The 18,750-nt window shown below is 69.0% G+C and carries 16 protein-coding genes; 8 read left to right on the forward strand and 8 right to left on the reverse strand.

Translation table 11 applies throughout. The annotated features are described in order from the left end of the window. Window positions 1-56: 56 nt before the first annotated feature. Complete coding sequence (locus AMK34_RS18665) at window positions 57-4,523, reverse strand: DUF6531 domain-containing protein (protein ID WP_073846121.1); 4,467 nt, start codon at window positions 4,521-4,523, stop codon at window positions 57-59. Between the two features lie 213 nt (window positions 4,524-4,736). On the opposite strand from AMK34_RS18665, the gene AMK34_RS18670 reads away from it, so the two are divergent. Further along, the gene (locus AMK34_RS18670) at window positions 4,737-6,263 is read left to right on the forward strand and encodes a nucleobase:cation symporter-2 family protein (RefSeq protein ID WP_073846122.1); all 1,527 of its coding nucleotides are present in this window, start codon (window positions 4,737-4,739) and stop codon (window positions 6,261-6,263) included. Between the two features lie 24 nt (window positions 6,264-6,287). Here the strand turns inward: AMK34_RS18670 and AMK34_RS18675 are convergent, their stop codons facing one another. Continuing rightward, window positions 6,288-7,007 carry a MerR family transcriptional regulator gene (locus tag AMK34_RS18675; RefSeq protein ID WP_038520354.1) on the reverse strand — a complete coding sequence of 240 codons (720 nt, stop codon included), beginning with the start codon at window positions 7,005-7,007 and terminating at the stop codon, window positions 6,288-6,290. A gap of 20 nt (window positions 7,008-7,027) precedes the next feature. Next, complete coding sequence (locus AMK34_RS18680) at window positions 7,028-7,861, reverse strand: alpha/beta fold hydrolase (protein ID WP_073846123.1); 834 nt, start codon at window positions 7,859-7,861, stop codon at window positions 7,028-7,030. A gap of 183 nt (window positions 7,862-8,044) precedes the next feature. On the opposite strand from AMK34_RS18680, the gene AMK34_RS18685 reads away from it, so the two are divergent. Together AMK34_RS18685 and AMK34_RS18690 are read left to right on the forward strand one after the other, a co-directional pair. Next, a complete protein-coding gene (locus tag AMK34_RS18685) occupies window positions 8,045-8,248 on the forward strand; it encodes a cold-shock protein (RefSeq protein WP_005149851.1) in 204 nt (67 codons plus the stop codon). Window positions 8,249-8,350: 102 nt separating this feature from the next. Beyond that, the gene (locus AMK34_RS18690) at window positions 8,351-8,995 is read left to right on the forward strand and encodes a GNAT family N-acetyltransferase (protein ID WP_073846124.1); all 645 of its coding nucleotides are present in this window, start codon (window positions 8,351-8,353) and stop codon (window positions 8,993-8,995) included. Here AMK34_RS18690 and AMK34_RS18695 read toward each other — a convergent pair. Then, window positions 8,985-9,632 (reverse strand): response regulator, encoded by a 648-nt coding sequence (locus AMK34_RS18695; protein ID WP_038520348.1) that lies wholly within the window; start codon window positions 9,630-9,632, stop codon window positions 8,985-8,987. The two genes, AMK34_RS18690 and AMK34_RS18695, sit on opposite strands and share 11 nt — an antisense overlap. Beyond that, window positions 9,629-10,825, reverse strand: a complete 1,197-nt coding sequence (locus AMK34_RS18700; RefSeq protein WP_073846125.1) for a sensor histidine kinase — start codon at window positions 10,823-10,825, stop codon at window positions 9,629-9,631. The genes AMK34_RS18695 and AMK34_RS18700 overlap by 4 nt, the downstream gene beginning before the upstream one ends. A 140-nt stretch (window positions 10,826-10,965) precedes the next feature. On the opposite strand from AMK34_RS18700, the gene AMK34_RS18705 reads away from it, so the two are divergent. Beyond that, entirely contained in the window at window positions 10,966-12,054 is a 1,089-nt protein-coding gene (locus tag AMK34_RS18705) for an alpha/beta hydrolase family protein (protein WP_073846126.1), read from the forward strand. On the opposite strand, the gene AMK34_RS18710 is transcribed toward AMK34_RS18705, so the two are convergent. Continuing rightward, entirely contained in the window at window positions 12,051-13,007 is a 957-nt protein-coding gene (locus AMK34_RS18710) for an SDR family NAD(P)-dependent oxidoreductase (protein WP_073846127.1), read from the reverse strand. The genes AMK34_RS18705 and AMK34_RS18710 overlap by 4 nt on opposite strands. 56 nt (window positions 13,008-13,063) lie before the next feature. Between AMK34_RS18710 and AMK34_RS18715 the strand changes: the two genes are divergently transcribed. The 3 genes from AMK34_RS18715 (at window position 13,064) to AMK34_RS18725 (ending at window position 14,970) form a co-directional block, all read left to right on the forward strand. Next, window positions 13,064-13,456 carry a MerR family transcriptional regulator gene (locus tag AMK34_RS18715; RefSeq protein WP_038520341.1) on the forward strand — a complete coding sequence of 131 codons (393 nt, stop codon included), beginning with the start codon at window positions 13,064-13,066 and terminating at the stop codon, window positions 13,454-13,456. A 37-nt stretch (window positions 13,457-13,493) separates the two neighbouring features. Further along, window positions 13,494-13,877 carry a PPOX class F420-dependent oxidoreductase gene (locus tag AMK34_RS18720; RefSeq protein ID WP_073846128.1) on the forward strand — a complete coding sequence of 128 codons (384 nt, stop codon included), beginning with the start codon at window positions 13,494-13,496 and terminating at the stop codon, window positions 13,875-13,877. A gap of 106 nt (window positions 13,878-13,983) precedes the next feature. Next, window positions 13,984-14,970, forward strand: coding sequence for an MCE family protein (locus AMK34_RS18725; protein ID WP_073846129.1), 987 nt, complete (start codon window positions 13,984-13,986; stop codon window positions 14,968-14,970). Between the two features lie 15 nt (window positions 14,971-14,985). On the opposite strand, the gene AMK34_RS18730 is transcribed toward AMK34_RS18725, so the two are convergent. Beyond that, entirely contained in the window at window positions 14,986-15,408 is a 423-nt protein-coding gene (locus AMK34_RS18730; RefSeq protein ID WP_198941682.1) for a hypothetical protein, read from the reverse strand. Continuing rightward, window positions 15,401-15,766 carry a hypothetical protein gene (locus tag AMK34_RS18735; protein WP_073846130.1) on the reverse strand — a complete coding sequence of 122 codons (366 nt, stop codon included), beginning with the start codon at window positions 15,764-15,766 and terminating at the stop codon, window positions 15,401-15,403. Before AMK34_RS18735 ends, AMK34_RS18730 begins: the two co-directional genes overlap by 8 nt. Before the next feature lie 425 nt (window positions 15,767-16,191). Here AMK34_RS18735 and lanKC point away from each other — a divergent pair, with 425 nt between their 5' ends. Next, window positions 16,192-18,735 carry a class III lanthionine synthetase LanKC gene (lanKC, locus tag AMK34_RS18740; protein WP_073846131.1) on the forward strand — a complete coding sequence of 848 codons (2,544 nt, stop codon included), beginning with the start codon at window positions 16,192-16,194 and terminating at the stop codon, window positions 18,733-18,735. Window positions 18,736-18,750: the final 15 nt, after the last annotated feature.

Genomic DNA, 18,750 nt, shown 5'->3' on the forward strand with positions numbered 1-18,750 from the left:
CACCTTTCTCGACAGGCTCCCCTTTGGTATACCAAAGCGCTCCGTCAGAGGCAACGTCACTTGGTGTGCCGGTACGGGCGCGTGTGCCCGGTTTCCGCGTTGTGCTTGGTGATGTCGTCGATCCCCATCTTTTCCAGCCGCGGGTACTCGGTCACGTCGAACACGTTGTCCTCGCGGCGATGCGGGTAGATGTCGTGTCCCTTGCCCGGCCAGTAGGGGAAGACCACGTGCGTGTCCTTGTTGGAGTTCTTGGCGAAGGTTTCGGAGACGTAGTCCCACTTCTCCTGGACGAGCGGCCTCCTCGGGTCCTTCGGATCGTTGATCCACCCGGGCATCTTGATGTTGTTGTCCTTGAGGGTGCCCTCGAGGGTGTTGCCGCCGTTCTGCTTCGCGATCTTGGTGGCCTTCTCCTCGATCGAGCCGAGGTACTCGTCCTCTTCGCCGCGTTTGCGCTTCTTGGTACCGCCGGACCAGAAGAAGTGCTTGTCCGCCTTCAGGATCTCGTCGAGCTTCGGCTTGAACTTCTCGAACTCCTCCTTCGACATCTTGTCGACGTTGACGGGAGGTTTCCGCGGGCTCCTCCGCAACGGCTGGGGTTGCCCGCTGGGGCCGACGGGCTGGGGCCGCGGCTGGTTGCCAGGACCGCTCCGCCCGCAGGGCGGGACGAGGCCGAGCGGGTCGCCGATGAGCAGCGGCTGATCGACGTAGCCGACGGGGTTCGGCGCGGCCGCGAGGCCGAGCGGGTCCTGGCTGAGGTAGCGCGACGTCCGCGGGTCGTAGTACCGGAAAACGTTGTAGTGCAGCCCGGTTTCCTCGTCGCGGTGCTGGCCGGGGAAGGCCAGCGGCATCGACGCGGTGTCCGCGCCGGGCAGCGGCACGCCCCAGAAACTGCTGCGGTCCTGCCAGACGAGCGTGCCGCGTTCGTCGAGCAGCTCGGTCGGCGTGCCCGCCGGCGACGTGATCACGGCGCGGAACGCCACGTCTTCCGCGGCGCCGGTGCGCTCGATCTGCGCGACCGGGCGGTCGTCGTCGTAGCGTTCCCAGGTGAAGAGCCGGTAGGACTCGTCGGCGGGGTCGTAGTCCATCCGCTCGACCACGTTCATCCCGCTCCACAGGAAGCGGACGTCGTGCGTGAGTTCGGCCCCGCCATCCTGATCGATCAGCCACCGGCGTTTGGCGAACCGCCGCCCGAGCGGGTCGTAGTGGTACGTCCAGAACGCACCGTCGGGAGTGCGCACCGAACGCAGCCGGTCGAGGTGATCCCACTCGTAGGCGCAGGATCGGTCGCCGGTGACGCGGCCCCGCTCGTCGGAGTCGTAGACGCCCTCGTCGTGGGTGAGGTTTCCGGCCGCGTCGTGGGCGAACCGCTCGACGCCGGCTGGTCCGCGTGCCTCGCTGACCCGGCCCGCGGCGTCGAAGGCGAGTCGCCACGGCCGGATCGCGTCGTCGACGGCGGCGAGCCTGCCGTCCGGGCGGTAGCCGTACACGCGCTTCCCGACCCCCGCGATCTCCTCTTCGGCGAGCCGGTCTTCCGCGTCGAAGCGCCGCTGGAGCACCACGGTGCCGTCGACGCTGCGCGTGATCTCGCGTTCGGCGTCGTCGTAGCCGAATTCGATCTCGTGCCCGGCGATCTTCAGCGACCGAGGCAGTCCCGATTCGGTGAACCGCCACTCACTGTCCACACCGGACGATGTCCGGCGCAGGAGCACGTCGCCCTCGCGGCGCCAGCACACCCCGAGCCCGTTGATCGTGTCGACGACGACCTCATCCCTGTCGTCGTGTGTCATCTCGACCCGCGACTCGATGTTCTCGGCGACGATCAACCTGCCGAGCGCGTCGTATTCGTAGCGGGTGACGTCGTCCGGAGTACGCCGCGCCACGACGTTGCCCTGGAGGTCGTAGAAGTACTCGGTCACGTCGCCCGTGCTGCTGGTCATGCGAAGCAGCTGTCCGGCGGCGTCGTAGGTGTAGCCGATCCGGCGGCCGTCGTAGTCGGTCTCCTCGACGAGCCGTCCCGCGGCGTCGCGGACGTAGCGCCAGGTGAGGCCGTTCGGATTCGTCACCGAGGTGAGCCGCAGTTCGCCGTCGTAGGTGAACAGCGTGCGCGCGCCCGCCGCGTCGGTCTCCTCCAGGACGAGGCCGAACGGGCCGTACTTGCGGCGCCGCGCGGCACCGGTCGCGTCGCGGTGCTCGACGACGTGGCCTTCCGCGTCGTGCACCCACGTCTCACGGCCACCGTCCGGGCCGAGCCGCCACGCGCGGCGGCCGTCGGCCGTCCAGCCGAGCTTCGCCGCACCACCGGACGCCGTGTACGCGAGCCGCGGGCGGCCGAACAGGTCGCGATCGCCGGGGCGATCCGTCACGGGGGCGTCGGTGAGCGGGTCGGGCGCGTCCGGGATCTCCATCGGCAGCCCGGTGCCGGTGAGGGTGGTGGCCGGATCGAACGCGGGGACCGTCCGCCGGACGTCTCCCGCCGAGAGCCGGACCTCGCCCTCGGCGTGTGCCAGCGACACCGTTTCCCCGCCGGGCCGGTGGACGGCCATCAGTTCGCCGTGTTCGTCGTATTCGTAACCGGTCTCGCGGCCGAGTTCGTCCACTGTGGACAAAAGCTCGTCGCGCCGGTTCCAGCTGTAGTGCTGGGAGTTGCCCAGCGGATCGATGCGTTCGATCAACTGCTTGGCGTCGTTGAGGCGATACGTCCACGTGTGGCCGACGGCGTCGGTGTGCCGGGTCGTGCCGGGCTCGTAGGCGAACGTCGCGTTGTAGTAACCACTCGCGCCCACGGCGCGGACGCAGCGTCCGGCGTCGTCGTAGACGTAGCGGTACCAGGTTCCCGTGCGGTCCTTCCAGCCGACGAGCCGGTGCCCGAAGTCGTAGTCGAGCGTCATCGGGCGCCCGGCGTAGTCCGTGACGGTGCTCAGTTGGCCGTGCCGGTTGTAGGCGAAGCGCACGAGCGGCGGCTGACCCGGGGCGCCGAGCGCGACGATCCGCCCGTTCGCCGTGCCGATCGCGATTTCGACGCCGTCGTCGCGGCGGAGTCCCACGGGAGAGCCGTCGGCCGCGTACGCGAATTCCGTGCGCCCGCCGTTCTGCTCGATGGCCACGAGCGGCAGGATCCGGCCCGCACCGGCGAAACGCAGTTCGCGATCGCCCATCGACAGCCGGTACCCGTCCGCCGCGCGGCGCAGCCGGTGCCGCGGCCCCTGCACCGGCAGCACGGGCGTGACCACGGGAACGGGATAGGTGAGCACCATGCCGTCTTCGGCGTAGAACAGGACCCGATCGCCCGTGAACGCCAACCTTTGGTCCATTGTGGACGTCCAAGAAGGACCGAACCAGCGTCCGGCGGTGTAGGACGAGAGATGCGTGCGCGAGAGCTCCAGCTCCGCCGCGTCGCCGGGCAACGTCACGTCGACCTGCTTCATGACGACCTCACCGGTCGCGACGTCGACGGGGTCACCGCAGTAGTTCTTGGAATCCGAAGACGTCGAGCGGTCCCCGTTGCCGTCCTTCTTGGTGGTGTCGTTGTTCCCGCCCCGGTCCCGGTCGCCCCCGCCGCCGGCGCCGCTGCTGTTCGTCTGGTCGTTGTCGGACTTGGTGTTGGTGCCCTTGTCGTTGGAGTTGCCGCCACCGTTGTTGTTGCCACCGTCGGGTTTGCCGTCGGCGCTGGAACTGGTGGTGCCCTCGTCGGGATCCTTGTCCTTCTTGGGGTCGAGCCCGCGATCGTTGCCGCCCTTGGTCTTGGGCGGCGGCGGGGCGTCGACCTTCCCGCCCTTCAGTTTGCGCAGGGCCTTCGCCGCGTCGTCGAAGAGCGAGTCGGCCCGCTTGAGCAGCGGCATCAGGCCTTTGAGTGCCTTGACGAGTTTGGTGGTGATGTCGGCGATCTTCGCGGCGGTCTTGGCGACCGCGGTCACCACCTGCGGCACCACCCAGGTCAGCCCGATGCCGAGGGTGAACAGCACCTGCAGCGCCCAGCTGATGAGGTGGCCGACGAGTTCGGCGATGATGTCGCGGACGAGGGTGCGGACGGCGGCGACGACCTCGCCCGCGGTCTTGACCCCGCTGGAGGCTCCTTCGCAGCCCTTCTGCGCGGCCGTGAGGACATTGACGGTGTCCGCCGAGCGCTCGCGATAGCGGTCCGCCGCGTCACCGGCCCAGGTCTGCAGGTCGGCCTTGACCAGGTCGGTCAGCTCCGTGCCGACGGCGCCGAGTTCCTTGGCGATGTTGGCCCAGGTTTCGGCCTGCGCCTTGATCTGGTCGGCGTCGCCGGTCAGGGCGTCGAGCGCGTCGGACAGCGGGCCGACGTGTTCGAGCAGCCAGCCGACGCCCGCGGCGAGGATCGACCCGAACGGATCCATGGCCATCGACAGCGCGTCGAGAGCCGTCCCGACGGCGCCCATCGCGACGGCGGCCCAGTCGCCCTTCTCGATGCCTTCTTTGAGGTCGTTCGCCGATTCCAGCAGCGGAACGCCGGTGTGCCCCTTGGTGGAGTCCTCACGTTCAGCGACCAGCGGATTCGCCATGTTGTGCCGTCTTCCTGCCTTCGGGATCTCGCCGACTGGGCCAGGCGTTTCTACCATCGTCGCGCCCCGGCTCCTTGTGCGGGAAAGGATCTTTGTCCGCTCGCCGGAAGGACGACCCGTACGGGCAGGGTCTTGCAACTTCTGCTATGTGGAAGTTAACCTCCGCAGACTGAAATTGCCCGGCATCGCTCGCTTCTACCGAGAGGCGGATCCATGGTGAAGAGGACGCAGGCCGAAACGGCCGCGAGCGGCAGGCCCGAGGACGAACGGCTCGGGATCGGCAAGAGTTTCACTTACGGCATCCAGCACGTCCTGACGATGTACGGCGGGATCATCGCGCCGCCGTTGATCATCGGCGGTGCCGCGGGCGTTTCGACGGCGGAGATCGGGCTGCTCGTCGCGTCGTGCCTGTTCATCGGCGGGCTGGCGACGATCCTGCAGTCGTTCGGCATCCCCTTCTTCGGTTCCCGGCTGCCGCTGGTCCAGGGCACTTCCTTCGCCGGCGTGGCGACGATGACCGCGATCGTCGCGGACGGCGGGCTGCCCGCCGTCTTCGGCTCGGTGATCGCGTCCGCGGCGCTCGGCCTGCTCATCACGCCGGTGTTCTCGCGGCTGGTGAAGTACTTCCCGCCGGTCGTCACCGGGACGGTCATCACGGTGATCGGGCTCAGCCTGATGCCGGTCGCGGCCCAATGGGCGATGGGCAACAACACCAAATCGCCGGAATTCGGTTCGGTCTCCAACGTCGGCCTGGCCGCGATGACGCTGGCGATCGTGCTGCTGCTCAGCAAGGTCGCCGTCCCGGCGATCTCCCGGCTCTCGATCCTGCTGTCGATCGTGGTGGGCACCGTACTGGCCGCCGTGCTGGGCAAGGCCGATTTCTCCCAGGTCTGGGAAGGCCCGATCTTCGCGGTACCGACGCCGTTCGCCTTCGGTATGCCGACCTTCGACGTCGCCGCGATCGTGTCGATGTTCATCGTCGTGCTGGTGACCCTCACGGAGACCACGGCCGACATCCTCGCGGTCGGCGAGATCGTCGACACCCGCGTCGGCAAACGCCGGATCGGCGACGGGCTGCGTGCCGACATGGCGTCCTCGGCGATCGCACCGGTGTTCAACGGCTTCATGCAGAGCGCGTTCGCCCAGAACGTCGGCCTCGTCGCGATCACCGGGATCCGGAGCCGGTTCGTGGTGACCGCCGGCGGCGTGATCCTGCTGATCCTCGGCATGCTCCCGGTGCTCGGCCGCGTGGTGGCCGCGATCCCGTATCCGGTGCTGGGCGGTGCCGGTCTCGTGCTGTTCGGCACGGTCGCCGCGTCCGGTATCAAGACCCTGTCCAAAGTGGACTACAACGGGAACATGAACCTGGTGATCGTCGCGGCCTCGGTCGGGATGGGCATGATCCCGATCGCGGCACCGGAGTTCTATCACCACTTCCCGGCGTGGGTCGGCACGATCTTCCATTCGGGGATCAGCTCCGCCGCGCTCACGGCCGTCGTGCTGAACCTGTTGTTCAACCACCTCAAGCCCGCCAAGGCGGGCAGCGATCCGTCGGTGTTCGCGACGGCGACCAGGGTGATCGACTACTCCGATCTGAAAGCCTTCTCCCGGCTCGAAAACGGCGACAAGATCGTCGACGGCAAGATCGTGGACGCCGACGGCAAACCGGTCGAGGTGCGCGACGAGGAAGGCAGGCCGGTGTCCTATCGGATCGGCTCGGAGCCCGACGCGCACGGGTGAGCGAGGCCGGCCGGGGACTCTGAACTATCCGCGCTCGGCGCGGCGCCGGGCGAGTTCGCCGACAACGCGTTGCCACGCAGGGGAAGCCTCGGAGACACGGGAAACCACCAGCTCGCCGTACCCCGGACGGCCACCCCGCCGCTCGTGTTCGACCGCCCAGGCGTCCAGGTCGTCGATGAGCGCGTCCAGGCGCGGATCACGCGGGTCCCATCCGACGGCCTGATCGCACGCGAGGTACACGCGGAGCGTCTCGGGATCGTCGAAGGCGGCGTTCTTCTCCCGCACCCGTTCCGGTACGGCGCGGGGATCCAGCGCCCGCATCAGGATCCATGCGTCGCGTTCGAGCAGCACCCGCTGCTCGCTGACGCCGAGGCCGCGCATCCGCTCCAGCAAGGCGACCACGTCGGGCGGCAGGACGAGCCGCTCGCCGCCGGTCAGTTCGGCGATCCGGAGCCGGTTTTCGGCGAGCCGGTCGATCTTGCGCCGGAGTTCGGCGTCGATGTCGGAAATGGCGGCGGCGAACTCGGCGGGTTCCGCGTGCAGCAGCGCGTCGACGCGGGCCAGCGGGACCCCGGCGTCGGCGAGGGTCCTGATCCGGATGAGGTCCACCGCCGCTTGCGCGGTGTAGCGGCGGTAACCGGAGGCGTCCCGTTCGGGCTCGGGCAGGAGGCCGATGTGGTGGTAGTGGCGGACGGTGCGCACGGTCACGCCCGCGGTCGCCGCGAGCTGGCCGATCGTGAGCACCCGTCCTCCTCTTCTTGAGCCTAAATGCCGTCGACGACGTCGCGGATCGCCTGGACCACCGCGTCAGGGCGATCGAAGCAGAGCCGATGATGCAGTGTGTCGTTGAGGACGCGTTGCTCCCCTCGGGAGAACCCGCCGACCCGGGCCGCGTCCATCTTCAGCTTGGCCTCGTCGATCTCCTGCGGCGGATGCGCGACGACGGTGAGCGCGATCGCCGGGACGTCGGGCAGCTCCGGCCCGGCTCGCAGTTCGGTGGCGAGCGCGACCAGGCCGGTGCGCTCCGCGGCGCCGATGCGCAGCCACTCGTCGCTCACCTTGGCGTCGACGAGCGCCTCGCGCACGTCTTCCGGGTAGTCCTCGCGCAGCTCGGCGTACATCGCGCGAAGGGCGGCGCGATCCGGACCGGGTGACGGCCGCCCGGCCGCCGACAGGCTCGCCTCGGGCGGCATGAAGTCGTCCCAGTCGGGATGGAGGGCGTCCAGGAAGACCAGCCCGGCCACGTCGCGCGGATAGAGCTGCGCGAACCGGTGCGCGTAGAGGCCGCCGAGCGAGTGCGCCGCCAGCACGTACGGGGCGGGAATGTCCAGGCTGACCAGCAGCTCGCGCAGTTCCGAGGCGACCGCGGCGGCGGTGCGGGGCAGGGGGAGGGCGTCGCTGTGGCCCGTCCCGCCGCGGTCGTACACCACGGCGGTGGTGAACCGCGCGACCTCCTGCTGGACGCCGAAGTAGTCGAGGCCGACCGCACCGGCGCCCGGCAAGAACACGACGGCGGGCCCACCTTCACCCGATCGGTGCACGAAAAGGCGGTGCTCGTCGATCTCCTGGAGTCCTCCGACAGGGGGTGTGTTCGTCATGCGGCAAGGCTCCGACCCTGACGCAGGGTCAAGGTCAAGCGGCCGGGAAGGTCGACGCTGACCTGGGGAAATGACCCGGTTCGGGATGGCAGCGTGTGCAAACGGGCAAGACCTGCGACAATGGACGGCGAGATCGGGGCATCGAATGGGCTCAGACTCGCTATGAAGAGCAGGTAAAAAAGTATGGCTCAGGGCAGCGTTAAGTGGTTCAACGGCGAAAAGGGCTTCGGCTTCATCGCTCAGGACGACGGCGGACCGGACGTTTTCGTGCACTACTCGGAGATCCAGGGCAGCGGTTTCAAGTCCCTGGACGAGGGGCAGCGCGTCGAGTTCGAGATCGGCCAAGGTCAGAAGGGCCCGCAGGCCCAGCGCGTCGTCGCCATCTGACTTTCTTCACGCCGAAGGCCTCCATCCGTACCGGGTGGGGGCCTTCGGGCGTTTCGGCTACCGATATCGTCGAAGCATGCTTGTGATCGTTCGTGAGCACCCGTGCGGCCGGACGCGGTGAGCCGCTCCGCCCTGGAGCCCGAGCAGGTCGGGCGGAAGGTGCGGTTGCGCGAGGTCGGCCTCCGGGACCGCCGGGTCCTGATGGGCTTCGACCGCGACATGGCCCGCGAGGCGACGCCGCTGATCGGCGGCGGGCACCGGCACTGGGCTTCGCACCGTTCGGGGTCCGCCGGCGACGACATCCACTTCGGTATCGAGACCGTGCGCGGCCGCATGCTGGTCGGCTCGGTCTGCACCATCGGCGCCGACCCGGCGACCGGCCGGTTCGGCTACGGCATCGGGATCGCGCCGCGCCACCAGCGCTGCGGCTACGCCACGGACGCCATCACCGTCCTGCTGGCGCATATGTTCGGACAGCGCGGCTTCCGCAAATGCGAGGTCAGCGTCTACGGCGGCAACCTCGCGTCGCTCTCGCTGCACGGCGGCCTCGGCTTCCGCGAGGAAGGCAGGCTGCGCGACACCGAAGTCGTGCGCGGCGAGATCAAGTATCTGGTGCGGATGGGCATCACGGCCGAGGAATTCGCCGCGCGGCCTCTGGACGCCCTCGGTGATCTCGGCAGGCGTGGCCAGCACCGGCGGCCCCGCCGCGGCAAGCACTGGCGCGCGCCCGCCGCGGTCAGCGGCTGATCAGCCCGGATTCGTAGGCGAACACGACCGCCTGGACGCGGTCGCGGAGGCCGAGCTTCGTGAGGATGCGGCCGACGTGCGTTTTCACCGTCCCCGGTGAGAGGAACAGCAGTTCGGCGATCTCGGCGTTGGACAGGCCCCTGGCCAGCTGCTGCAGCACCTCGTTCTCCCGTCCGGTGAGCAGGGCGAGCCGGTCGTCCGGCGGCGCCGCGGGCAGGCCGGTGACGACGCGGTCGAGCAGCCGCCGGGTGACGGTCGGCGCGAGAGTGGCCTCGCCGGAGGCGACCACGCGGACGCCGGAGAGCAGATCCGGCGCCAGCGCGTCCTTGAGCAGGAAGCCGCTGGCCCCGGCCTGGAGCGCGGCGTAGACGTATTCGTCCAGGTCGAACGTGGTCAGCACCAGGACGCGGGCACGGTGGGCCGCGGCGATCGCGGCGGTGGCCTCGACGCCGTCCATCTCGGGCATCCGGATGTCCATCAGCACCACGTCCGGATCGAGGTCCGCCACCAGCGCGACGGCCTCCGCCCCGTCACCCGCCTCGCCGACGACGTCGATGTCGTCCGCGTTGTCCAGGATCATCCGCAGGCCGGTGCGCACGAGCGACTGGTCGTCGGCGATGACCACCCGGATGGTCATGACGGCAGGGTCGCGCGGACGACGAAGCCGCGCTCCGGACGCGGTCCCGCGTCGAAGGTGCCGCCCAGGACGTTCACCCGCTCACGCATGCCCTCGAGGCCGTGCCCGGCGCCGGACGGCTCTTCCGTCGCGATGCCGTCGTCGGTCACTTCGATCTCCAGCGTCTCGGGCCCATACCGCATCACGATAGTCACCGACGCCGCCGGACCGGCGTGTTTCAGGACGTTCGTCAGCGCTTCCTGCACGATCCGGTACGCCGCCAAGTCCACTGTGGACGAAAGCGGGCGGGGTTCCCCTTCGACCAGGAACTCGACCGGCGTCCCCGCGGAACGGATGTCGGCGGCCAGCCGCGGCAGGCGTTCCGCGCCCGGCTGGGGCTCCCAATCGGGCTCGTCCTGGCCGAGCGCGCCGAGCAGGCGCCGGATCTCGCCCAACGCGGTCCGCCCGGTGCCGACGATGGCGTCGAGCGCTTCCCGCGCCCGTTCCGGCCGCCGTTCCAGTTCGGCTTGGGCGCCCTGCGCCTGCAACACCACCACGGAAAGCGCGTGCGCGACGACGTCGTGCAGCTCGCGGCTGATGCGGCCGCGTTCGGCGGCCACGGCCAGCGCGGCCTGGGTGTCCCGCTCGCGTTCGAGGTCGGCGGCCCGCTGTTCCAGCACCGAAAGGCGGATCCGGCGCTGCCGTGTGTTCAGCCCGGCGAGCCACGCCACCGCGAGCGACAACCCGATGCCGGCGAAACCGCCCCAGTCCTGCACCTGGTCGTCTTCGGGTCCGGGAGGTGCCAGCCGATCGATGATGATGATCCGCGGCGGTGGCGGAGCCGGTTCCCGCGTATTCGCGTCGGCGGCGTGGATCGCCCACGCTCCGGCGACCAGCAGGCTCGCCGCCAGCAGGGCGAACGAAAGTCGTCGCGACCCCCACGCCGCGACGGAGAAGAGGCCGATCAAGGCCACGACGTCGACCGGGCGAAGATCGTTGCCCATGGCCAGATGCAGGAGTGAGACGGTCGCGCCGGTCGCGAAGGTGATCGTGGGATTGCGGTGCCGGACGAGCAGGGAAGCCAAGGACACCAAGGAGGTCAGCCACCAGTCGAAGCCCTCCGGATCGTCGGCCGAGACCACAGTGGACAGTCCGATGAGCACGGTCAGCCCGATGTCCACGGCTTTCGGGTGGTTCCTGAGGAAGGAGAGCACCGGCCGAGCGTAATCCCGGATCGGGGCCTCGCGGATCCCTCTCGCGACAGACATCGGGATACGACCTGCGGCAGACGCGCGAATACGGCGGCGGGTCCCAGGCTGGACGCAGGAAGATCCCCGACAGAAACGGAATCCTCATGAGAAGGCTTCTCGTCGCGCTGGTCGCCCTCGCCGGCATGGTGTCCTTGGCGAGCCCGGCCGCGGCGGCTCCACGACTGAAGTTGCCGCCGCCGACCGGCTCGCATCCCGTCGGCTCCAGCGATCTGCATCTGATCGACTCTTCGCGCAAGGACCCCTGGGTGCCGACCGGGCCGCGCGAGCTGATGGTGTCGATGTTCTACCCCGCGCTGGTGCCGTTCGGCGCGAAACGGCCCTACCTCACCTCGGCCGAGGCGAAGGCGTTCCTGACCGAATCGGGCCTGCCCGACGTCGACCCCGGGCTGCTCTCCGGGCTCCGGACCAGCGCCAGGGTCGACGCCCCGCCGCTGCCGGGGAGGCACGCGCTCGTCGTCCTGTCGCCGGGATTCGGCAAACCGCGCACCACGCTCACCGGCCTGGCGGAAGACCTGGCGAGCAAGGGTTTCGTGGTCGCGCTGATCGGCCACAACTACGAGTCCCACGGCACCGCGTTCCCCGACGGGCACGTCACCGAATGCGCCGCCTGCGGATCCGATTCCATGTTGCTCCCGCCGATCCGCTCCGCGGACGTCTCCTTCGTGCTCGACACCCTGACCAAGCCTTCCTCGCGCTGGGCCCGGCTGATCGACCGGACGCGGATCGGGATGGCGGGCCATTCCATCGGCGGCTACAGTGCGCCGACCGCGATGGTCGACGACCAGCGGATCCGGGCGGGCGTCGACATGGACGGCAGGCTGTGGTCGCCGATCCCCGCGTCCGGTATCGACCGGCCGTTCCTGCTGCTCGGCCGCGAAAGCGAGTACACCCCGGCCGGCCCGGACACGACCTGGGCGGGCAGCTGGCCGAACCTCACCGGCTGGAAGCGCTGGATCAGCGTCGCGACGGCCGGGCACGCGTCCTTCACCGACGTCGGCGTCCTCGGTGAACAGCTCGGCCTGACCAAGCCCGGCCTGCTCGGTGGCGAGCGCGGAATGCAGCTGACCAGGGCGTACGTCTCGGCGTTCTTCGACGCGAACCTGCGCGGCGGGCACCAGCCGTTGCTCGACGGGCCGGTGGCGGACAACCCGGAGATCAAGTTCTGGAACTAGCCGAGGGGGACCCCGGTGAGGCCGGCGGAGAACTTCCACAGCCGCTCGGCCTCACCGGCGTCGATCGCGTACGGGCGCACGCCGACCCACTCGCCCTCCTCAGCGGCGATCTCGGCGACGTCGCAGTCCTCGCAGTAGAGCCCACCCAGTCCATCGAGCCGCGGCGACGTCGCCGCCCAGACCTGGGTGGCCGCGCCCTGCTCCGGCGATTTGAACTCCGGGTCGGCCTGGTTCCCGTGCTCGTCGATCCAGCCGCGCTCGACCATCTCCTCCGGCCGCAGATGCCGCTGGAGGGGAGTGAGGATGGCGCCCGGATGCAGGCTGAACGCGCGGATCCCGTGTTCGGTGCCGAGCTTGTCCAGGTGCACGGCGAACAGCACGTTCGCCGTCTTGGCCTGGCCGTAGGCGAGCCAGCGGTCGTAGCCGCGCTCGAACTGGACGTCGTCCCAGCGCATCGGCGACGAGTGATGGCCGGACGAGGCCACCGTGACGACGCGCGCGCCGCCGCCGGCCTTCAGCGCGGGCCAAAGCCGGTTCACCAGGGCGTGGTGACCGAGGTGGCAGATCGCGAAATGCGACTCCCAGCCGGGGCCGACCCGCCGTTCCGGCGCGGCCATGATCCCGGCGCTCGCGATCAGGATGTCGATCGGGCGGCCGGTGCCGAGGAAGCGGCCGGCGAAGGACTCGACGCTCGCCAGATCGGCCAGGTCGAGCTCGCCGACCTCGGTGCCGGGGATCCCGGCGAGGGCGGCCTCGGCGTCGGCCGGACGGCGCGCGGGGACGACGACATGCGCGCCGGCGTTCGCCAGTGCCCGCGTGGTTTCCAAGCCCAGTCCCGAATATCCGCCGGTGACGAGGGCGAGCCTGCCGGAGAGGTCGATGCCGTTCAGTACTTCTTCGGCCGTGCTGCGCGGGCCGAAGCCGGAGCCGATCTTGTGTTGTGCGGTGGTCATGAGGCGGACGCTAAGAGCTAGAGGGCTCTCTAGGTCAAGGCGCTATCGTCGGTCCGGTGACGGAACTCGCGATCGGCCAGGTCACCGAGCGGACGGGCCTCAGCGTCCACGCGCTTCGCTTCTACGAGAAGGAAGGGCTGCTCGCGGCACCGGTGAAACGGGACGCGAACGGGCGCCGCGTGTACACCGAACACGACGTCGACTGGCTGCTGAACTGCACCAAGTTCCGGGCGTCCGGAATGCCGCTCGCCGTCATCCGCGAATTCGCCGAACTCGTCCGCCAAGGGCCGGGAAACGAGGAAAAGCGGCTCGAACTGCTGCGGGAACACCAGAACACCGTCCGCGACCGGATCGCCGAACTGGCCGACTGCCTGGAACTGATCAGCCGGAAGGTCGAGGTCTACGAGGAGCATGTCGCGCGGGGGACCGCGAACGAGCTCTGGCGGTAGCCCGTCACGTTTCGCGTGGCGGCTTCGTCCTCATGACATGACTAAGCAGCTCACCGAATTCACCGCCCAGAAGACGATCTTGCTGAAGACCTTCAAACGGGACGGGACACCCATCGGGACGCCGATCAACATCGCCGTCGAAGGCGATCACGCGTACATCCGGACGTATGACGCGGCGTGGAAGGCCAAACGGATGCGCAACGATCCGCGGGTCGAGATCGCCCCGTCGACGTTCCGTGGCGTCCCGACCGGGGAGCCCGTGAACGCGCGGGTCCGCCTGCTCGACGGCGCCGAGGCGCGGCACGCGGCCACCCTCCTGGCGAGGAAACATCGGCTCTTGCACGGCTTCCTCGTCCCGCTCTTCCATCGGCTGAAGAAGTACAAGACGCTCCATTACGAAGTCCGGCTCGACACCCCTTAGCGTCCACAGTGGACAGACGTTGCCACCCGATCGGTGCAACGTTTCGCCTGGCGATGGGCAAGAGCGGCCCCTAAGCTTTGCCGCTCGTGACCTGCGAGGTGAGACGATGAGGTCCTTCGGCGCGGTGGATCCGGTCAAGGTGGCGCTCGCCGGGCTCACCACGATGGCCCTCGGCATGGCGGCGGCGCTCAACGCCGACGCTTTGCCGGTGATCGGCGGCGGCACGACGTATTCCGCCGAATTCTCCGACGCGGGCGGACTGCGCGCCGACAACGACGTCCGGATCGCCGGGGTGAAGGTCGGCAAGGTTTCCGAAATCGACCTCGAAGGCGATCGCGTGCTCGTCTCCTTCCGGGTGAAGGACGCCTGGGTCGGCGACGCCACGAGCGCGTCCATCCAGATCAAGAACGTCCTGGGACAGAAGTATTTGGCGCTCGACCCGCGTGGCGAAGCGATCCTCGATCCCGGAGACCCGATCCCGCTGCGGCGGACCACCGCGCCGTATGACGTCCTTGAAGCGTTTCGGGATTTGTCGAAAACCGTCGACGCCATCGACGTCGGCCAACTGGCGAGAAGCTTCGACACGATTTCGGCGACTTTCGCCGATACGCCCGCCGACGTCCGCTCCGCGCTCGACGGGATCACGAAGCTCTCCGGCACCATCGCTTCCCGGGATCGGCAGCTCCGGACGCTCGTCGCGAACACGCGGCAGGTCTCGCAGACCCTCGTCGACCGCGACACCGAGGCCCAGCGGCTGATCCAGGACGGCAACGCGCTGCTGCGCGCGATCTCCACCCGGCAGCAGGCGATCAAGGACCTGCTCGACGGCTCGAAACGGCTCGCGACCGCGCTCGACGGCATCATCGCCGACAACGACGGGCAGCTGGGGCCGGTGCTCGAACAACTCGACCGGCTGACGTCGATGCTCCAGCGCAATCAGGATTCGCTGGCCAAGGGGATCGCCGCGTTCGCGCCGGCGATCCGGGTGCTCACCAACGTCGCGGGCAACGGCCGCTGGATCGACGGCTACCTGTGCGGGCTGGTCCTGCCGACGTTCGGCCCGCTCAACGAAAAAGGCTGCTTCGAGAAGTGAGCGGCACGCTGTCCGTCAGGGCTTCGTCCGCCGCAACCAGAACAACCCGATCACCGGCAGCACCAGCGGGATGAAGAGGTAGCCCTGCCCGTACACCGACCACACGGTGGCGTGGGGGAAGGCCTCGCGGTCGAAAAGGCTGAACGTGCCGACGGTCAGCACGCCGAGCAGTTCGACAGCGCAGGCGATCAGCGCGATCCGCCACCAGCCCGCGCCGCGGCGGGCCAGCGCCACGGTGGCCAGCAGGTAGACCACGGCCGCGAACGCGGAGAGGGCGTAGGCCAGCGGGGCTTCGTGGAACTTGGTGCTGATCTGCACGGCGGCGCGCGAGGTCGCCGCCAGCGCGAAGATCGCGTACACGGCGACCAGGATCCGTCCCGGGCCGGAGGCCTTGTCCGTCGCGGTGTCCACCGTCTTCTCCTCGGTTTCTTCAGGCACTGGCGCCCGCCCACACCTCGTGCAGCCGGAGCACCATCACCGGGATGGCGAGGCACGCGATGCCGAGGATCGCGGTGCTCGCCCGGGTGCGCTCGGCCAGCGCCCAGAACGTCCCGAGCGGGAGCACGACCAGGCAGCCGATCAGGTAGGCGAGATAGGTGGCCATGCTGCCGGGGCGGCCGCCGCCGATCAGCAGGACGACACCGATCACGAGCTGGGCCACCAGGAGCACTTCGATCACGGCGAGGCCGGCGAGCAGTGCGTTGTCCGGCAACTTCTTGCGCGCAGCCTGGACGAAACTCCACGCCGCGACCAGCGTCGCGCAGATCGCGACGGTCACCGCGAACCCTGTGATCACGTCGGCCTCCTTACCCGCTCCACCGGCGACAACGTACCTCCGGGCCGATCATCGCCGACGGGCGACCGGTGGGCCGCGTGGCGGGCGCCACGGGCCCGGCAGTGGTCCAGACCTCGGGTGAATAGATCACGAAACGCGGCCGGTTGGCGCACTGTCAATTTCCTTGCGCATTATTGCGTTCGGTGCCTCGACCTGGGATTACGGCACCGGTGCGTTCCTGTTACACACCGACCGGGTGGTTGGAATCCGAGTTGATCTCACGCTGGGTACCCCTACCATTCGGTAGTTTTCGAATTCACGTCCCTGAACAGCCCATCCGAACCCCCGATATGGCGGATTGGCCGTTCGGGGTCCGGCGGGTGGAATATTCTGCATCGCGATGGTGCACATGGCCCATCCGATTGGTGCCAAGGAGGGGGCGCTCGATGGACGTCCGGTACGAAGCGTATTGCTTCGCCGATCCACTGTTCTTCGATGAACAGCGGGAAACCGGGGACGCCGCCGACGATTTCGCCTCCCTGTTGCCCGCTCCTGGGGACGGCTGGCGCACCGGAGTGCGCGGAGTGTGGCGGTTACTGCACCCTGTTGCTCGAAACCTTCCCTTGCAGGGCTGGAAAATCCACGTATCGGCAGGTTTGGGCAACGCCGAGCGGGTGCTCGTGAAGGTGCACGAGCATTGTGTCGAGCACGCCGTGTCGTACAAGCATCTGCGTTCGCGGACGACCCTGCTGGCCAGGAATTCGAAATACGCTCCGCGTGACGGAAGCGGTAAGTTACTGACTCTTTATCCGGCTGACAACAACGAGCTGGAGCGTGTTCTCGCGGCGTTGTCGGCGAAGCTCGACGGCGAGCCCGGCGCGTACATTCTCAGTGATCTTCGGTATGGTGCCGGCCCGCTCTACGTCCGCTACGGCGGATTCGCCGAGCAATGGGTCGAACTCGACGGCAAGCGGGTCCTCGCGATACGCAAACCGGACGGGACGCTGGTCCCGGACAAGCGCGAACCGACCTTCTCCGTACCCGACTGGGTGACGATTCCGGAGTTCCTCGCGCCTCATCTCGCAGCTCGCAAGAGCGGCGGAGCGGATCAGTTCCCCTATCAGGTGAAAAGTTCTCTGCACTTCTCCAACGGCGGCGGCGTGTACCTCGCCGACCGGAAGGCCGACGACGAACGAGTGGTCCTCAAGGAGGCCAGGCCGTTCGCCGGCCTGGACCGCGACGAGGTCGACGCCGTCGAACGCCTCCGCCGTGAGCACGAGGTGCTGGAGCGGCTGAAGGGCATCGACGGCATCCCCACCGCCTACGACCGCTTCACCGTCTGGGAGCACCACTTCCTGGCGATGGAGTACATGCCCGGCGTCTCGCTCGGCAACTGGCTGGCCCGCAACTACCCGCTCACCCGGCGCGACACCACCGAGGCCGACATCGCCGCGTACACCGAACGCGCGCTGGCGCTGGTCCGGCGGGTGGAGGCGATGGTCGGCGAGGTGCACGAACGCGGGATCGTCTTCGGCGACCTGCACTCGCTGAACATCCTCGTGGACGGGGACGACGACGCGGTCTCCCTGATCGACTTCGAGATGGCTTCGGACGTCGAAAGCGGCACCCGGCCCGCGCTCGGCGCGCCCGGCTTCCGCGCGCCGAGGGACCGGAACGGGTTCGAGGTCGACGAGTACGCGCTCGCCGTCCTGAAGCTGTGGATCTTCCTGCCGCTCACGACGCTCCTCGAACTCGCCCCGGCGAAACTGCGCGGGCTCGCGGACTTCGTCCAGCAGCGCTTCGACGTCCCGGAGGGCTACGCCGACTCGATCGTCGCGGAGCTCGCACCCCGGAACGTGCCGCCGCTCACGAGCGCCACCGAGCTGGACCAGGAACGACCGGACTGGGCGCTGGTCCGCAAGCAGATCACCGAGGCGATCCTCGCCAGCGCGACCCCCGAGCGCACCGACCGGCTCTTCCCCGGCGACATCGAGCAGTTCCGCGTCGGCGGAGCGTGTTTCGGCTACGGCGCGGCCGGCGTCCTCCACGCGTTGAAAGCGGTCAGCGGCGAGCGGCATCCCGCGCACGAACGCTGGCTGCTGGACTCGATCCGCCGCGATCCGCCCGGACGGCCGGGGTTCTACGACGGCTCGTACGGGATCGCATACGTCCTCGAAGAGCTCGGTTACCGCGAAGAGGCCACCAAGCTCTTGACGGCGTCGACGACGCTGGTCGAGCAGACCACCGACCACGGTCTGGAAGGCGGCCTGTCCGGGATCGGGCTCACTCAGCTGCATTTCGCGGTTGCCCGTAAGGACAACGAGTTCGGCAGGCAGGCGCTCGCCACCGCCGTCCGGCTCGCCGAAGCGCTCGAGATCGCCGACCCGCCTGGCGACTTCGGCCGCGCAGGGCTGCTCAACGGCTGGTCCGGTCCGGCGCTGCTGTTCGTGCGGCTGTTCGAACGCACCCGCGAAGAAGGCTGGCTGTCCTTCGCCGACCAGGCGCTGGAGCGGGACATCGAGGAATGCGTCGAGTCCGACGACGGCTCGCTGCAGGTCCGCGACGGCGAGACCCGGACGTTGCCCTACGTGGGTGTCGGCAGCGCCGGGATCCTCATGGTCGCCGAGGAACTGGCGAAGCACCGTCCCGACGCGAAGGCGCTGAAGAGCCTTCCCGGCCTGCGTGAAGCGTGCCGCGGCGAGTTCGTCATCCACCCCGGGCTGCTGTTCGGCAGGGGCGGGCTGATGACCGCGCTGGCCATGGGCGCCGAACCGGACCAGCGCGTCCGCGACGCCATCGACCTGCATCTTTCCCGGCTGGCCTGGTACGCGGTGCCGTACAAGGGCGGCCTGGCGTTCCCCGGCAACCAGCTGCTGCGGCTGTCGATGGACGTCGTCACCGGCGGCGCGGGCGTCCTGCTCGCCTTGGCCGCCACCCTGGACGGGAAGGCCGCGCTGCCTTTCCTGTCCTCCCGAACTGCCGTCCGATGAGGACGGCGGACCAAG

Origin of the sequence: Amycolatopsis sp. CB00013 (assembly GCF_001905755.1) — a bacterium.
GTDB lineage: Bacteria > Actinomycetota > Actinomycetes > Mycobacteriales > Pseudonocardiaceae > Amycolatopsis > Amycolatopsis japonica.

What these genes read in the sequence shown, in the direction of transcription:
- AMK34_RS18665 (WP_073846121.1), bottom strand. Translation starts at nt 4,523, where the DNA reads ATGGCGAATCCGCTGGTCGCTGAACGTGAGGACTCCACCAAGGGGCAC.
- AMK34_RS18670 (WP_073846122.1), top strand. Translation starts at nt 4,737, where the DNA reads ATGGTGAAGAGGACGCAGGCCGAAACGGCCGCGAGCGGCAGGCCCGAG.
- AMK34_RS18680 (WP_073846123.1), bottom strand. Translation starts at nt 7,861, where the DNA reads ATGACGAACACACCCCCTGTCGGAGGACTCCAGGAGATCGACGAGCAC.
- AMK34_RS18685 (WP_005149851.1), top strand. Translation starts at nt 8,045, where the DNA reads ATGGCTCAGGGCAGCGTTAAGTGGTTCAACGGCGAAAAGGGCTTCGGC.
- AMK34_RS18695 (WP_038520348.1), bottom strand. Translation starts at nt 9,632, where the DNA reads ATGACCATCCGGGTGGTCATCGCCGACGACCAGTCGCTCGTGCGCACC.
- AMK34_RS18705 (WP_073846126.1), top strand. Translation starts at nt 10,966, where the DNA reads ATGAGAAGGCTTCTCGTCGCGCTGGTCGCCCTCGCCGGCATGGTGTCC.
- AMK34_RS18710 (WP_073846127.1), bottom strand. Translation starts at nt 13,007, where the DNA reads ATGACCACCGCACAACACAAGATCGGCTCCGGCTTCGGCCCGCGCAGC.
- AMK34_RS18720 (WP_073846128.1), top strand. Translation starts at nt 13,494, where the DNA reads ATGACTAAGCAGCTCACCGAATTCACCGCCCAGAAGACGATCTTGCTG.
- AMK34_RS18725 (WP_073846129.1), top strand. Translation starts at nt 13,984, where the DNA reads ATGAGGTCCTTCGGCGCGGTGGATCCGGTCAAGGTGGCGCTCGCCGGG.
- lanKC (WP_073846131.1), top strand. Translation starts at nt 16,192, where the DNA reads ATGGACGTCCGGTACGAAGCGTATTGCTTCGCCGATCCACTGTTCTTC.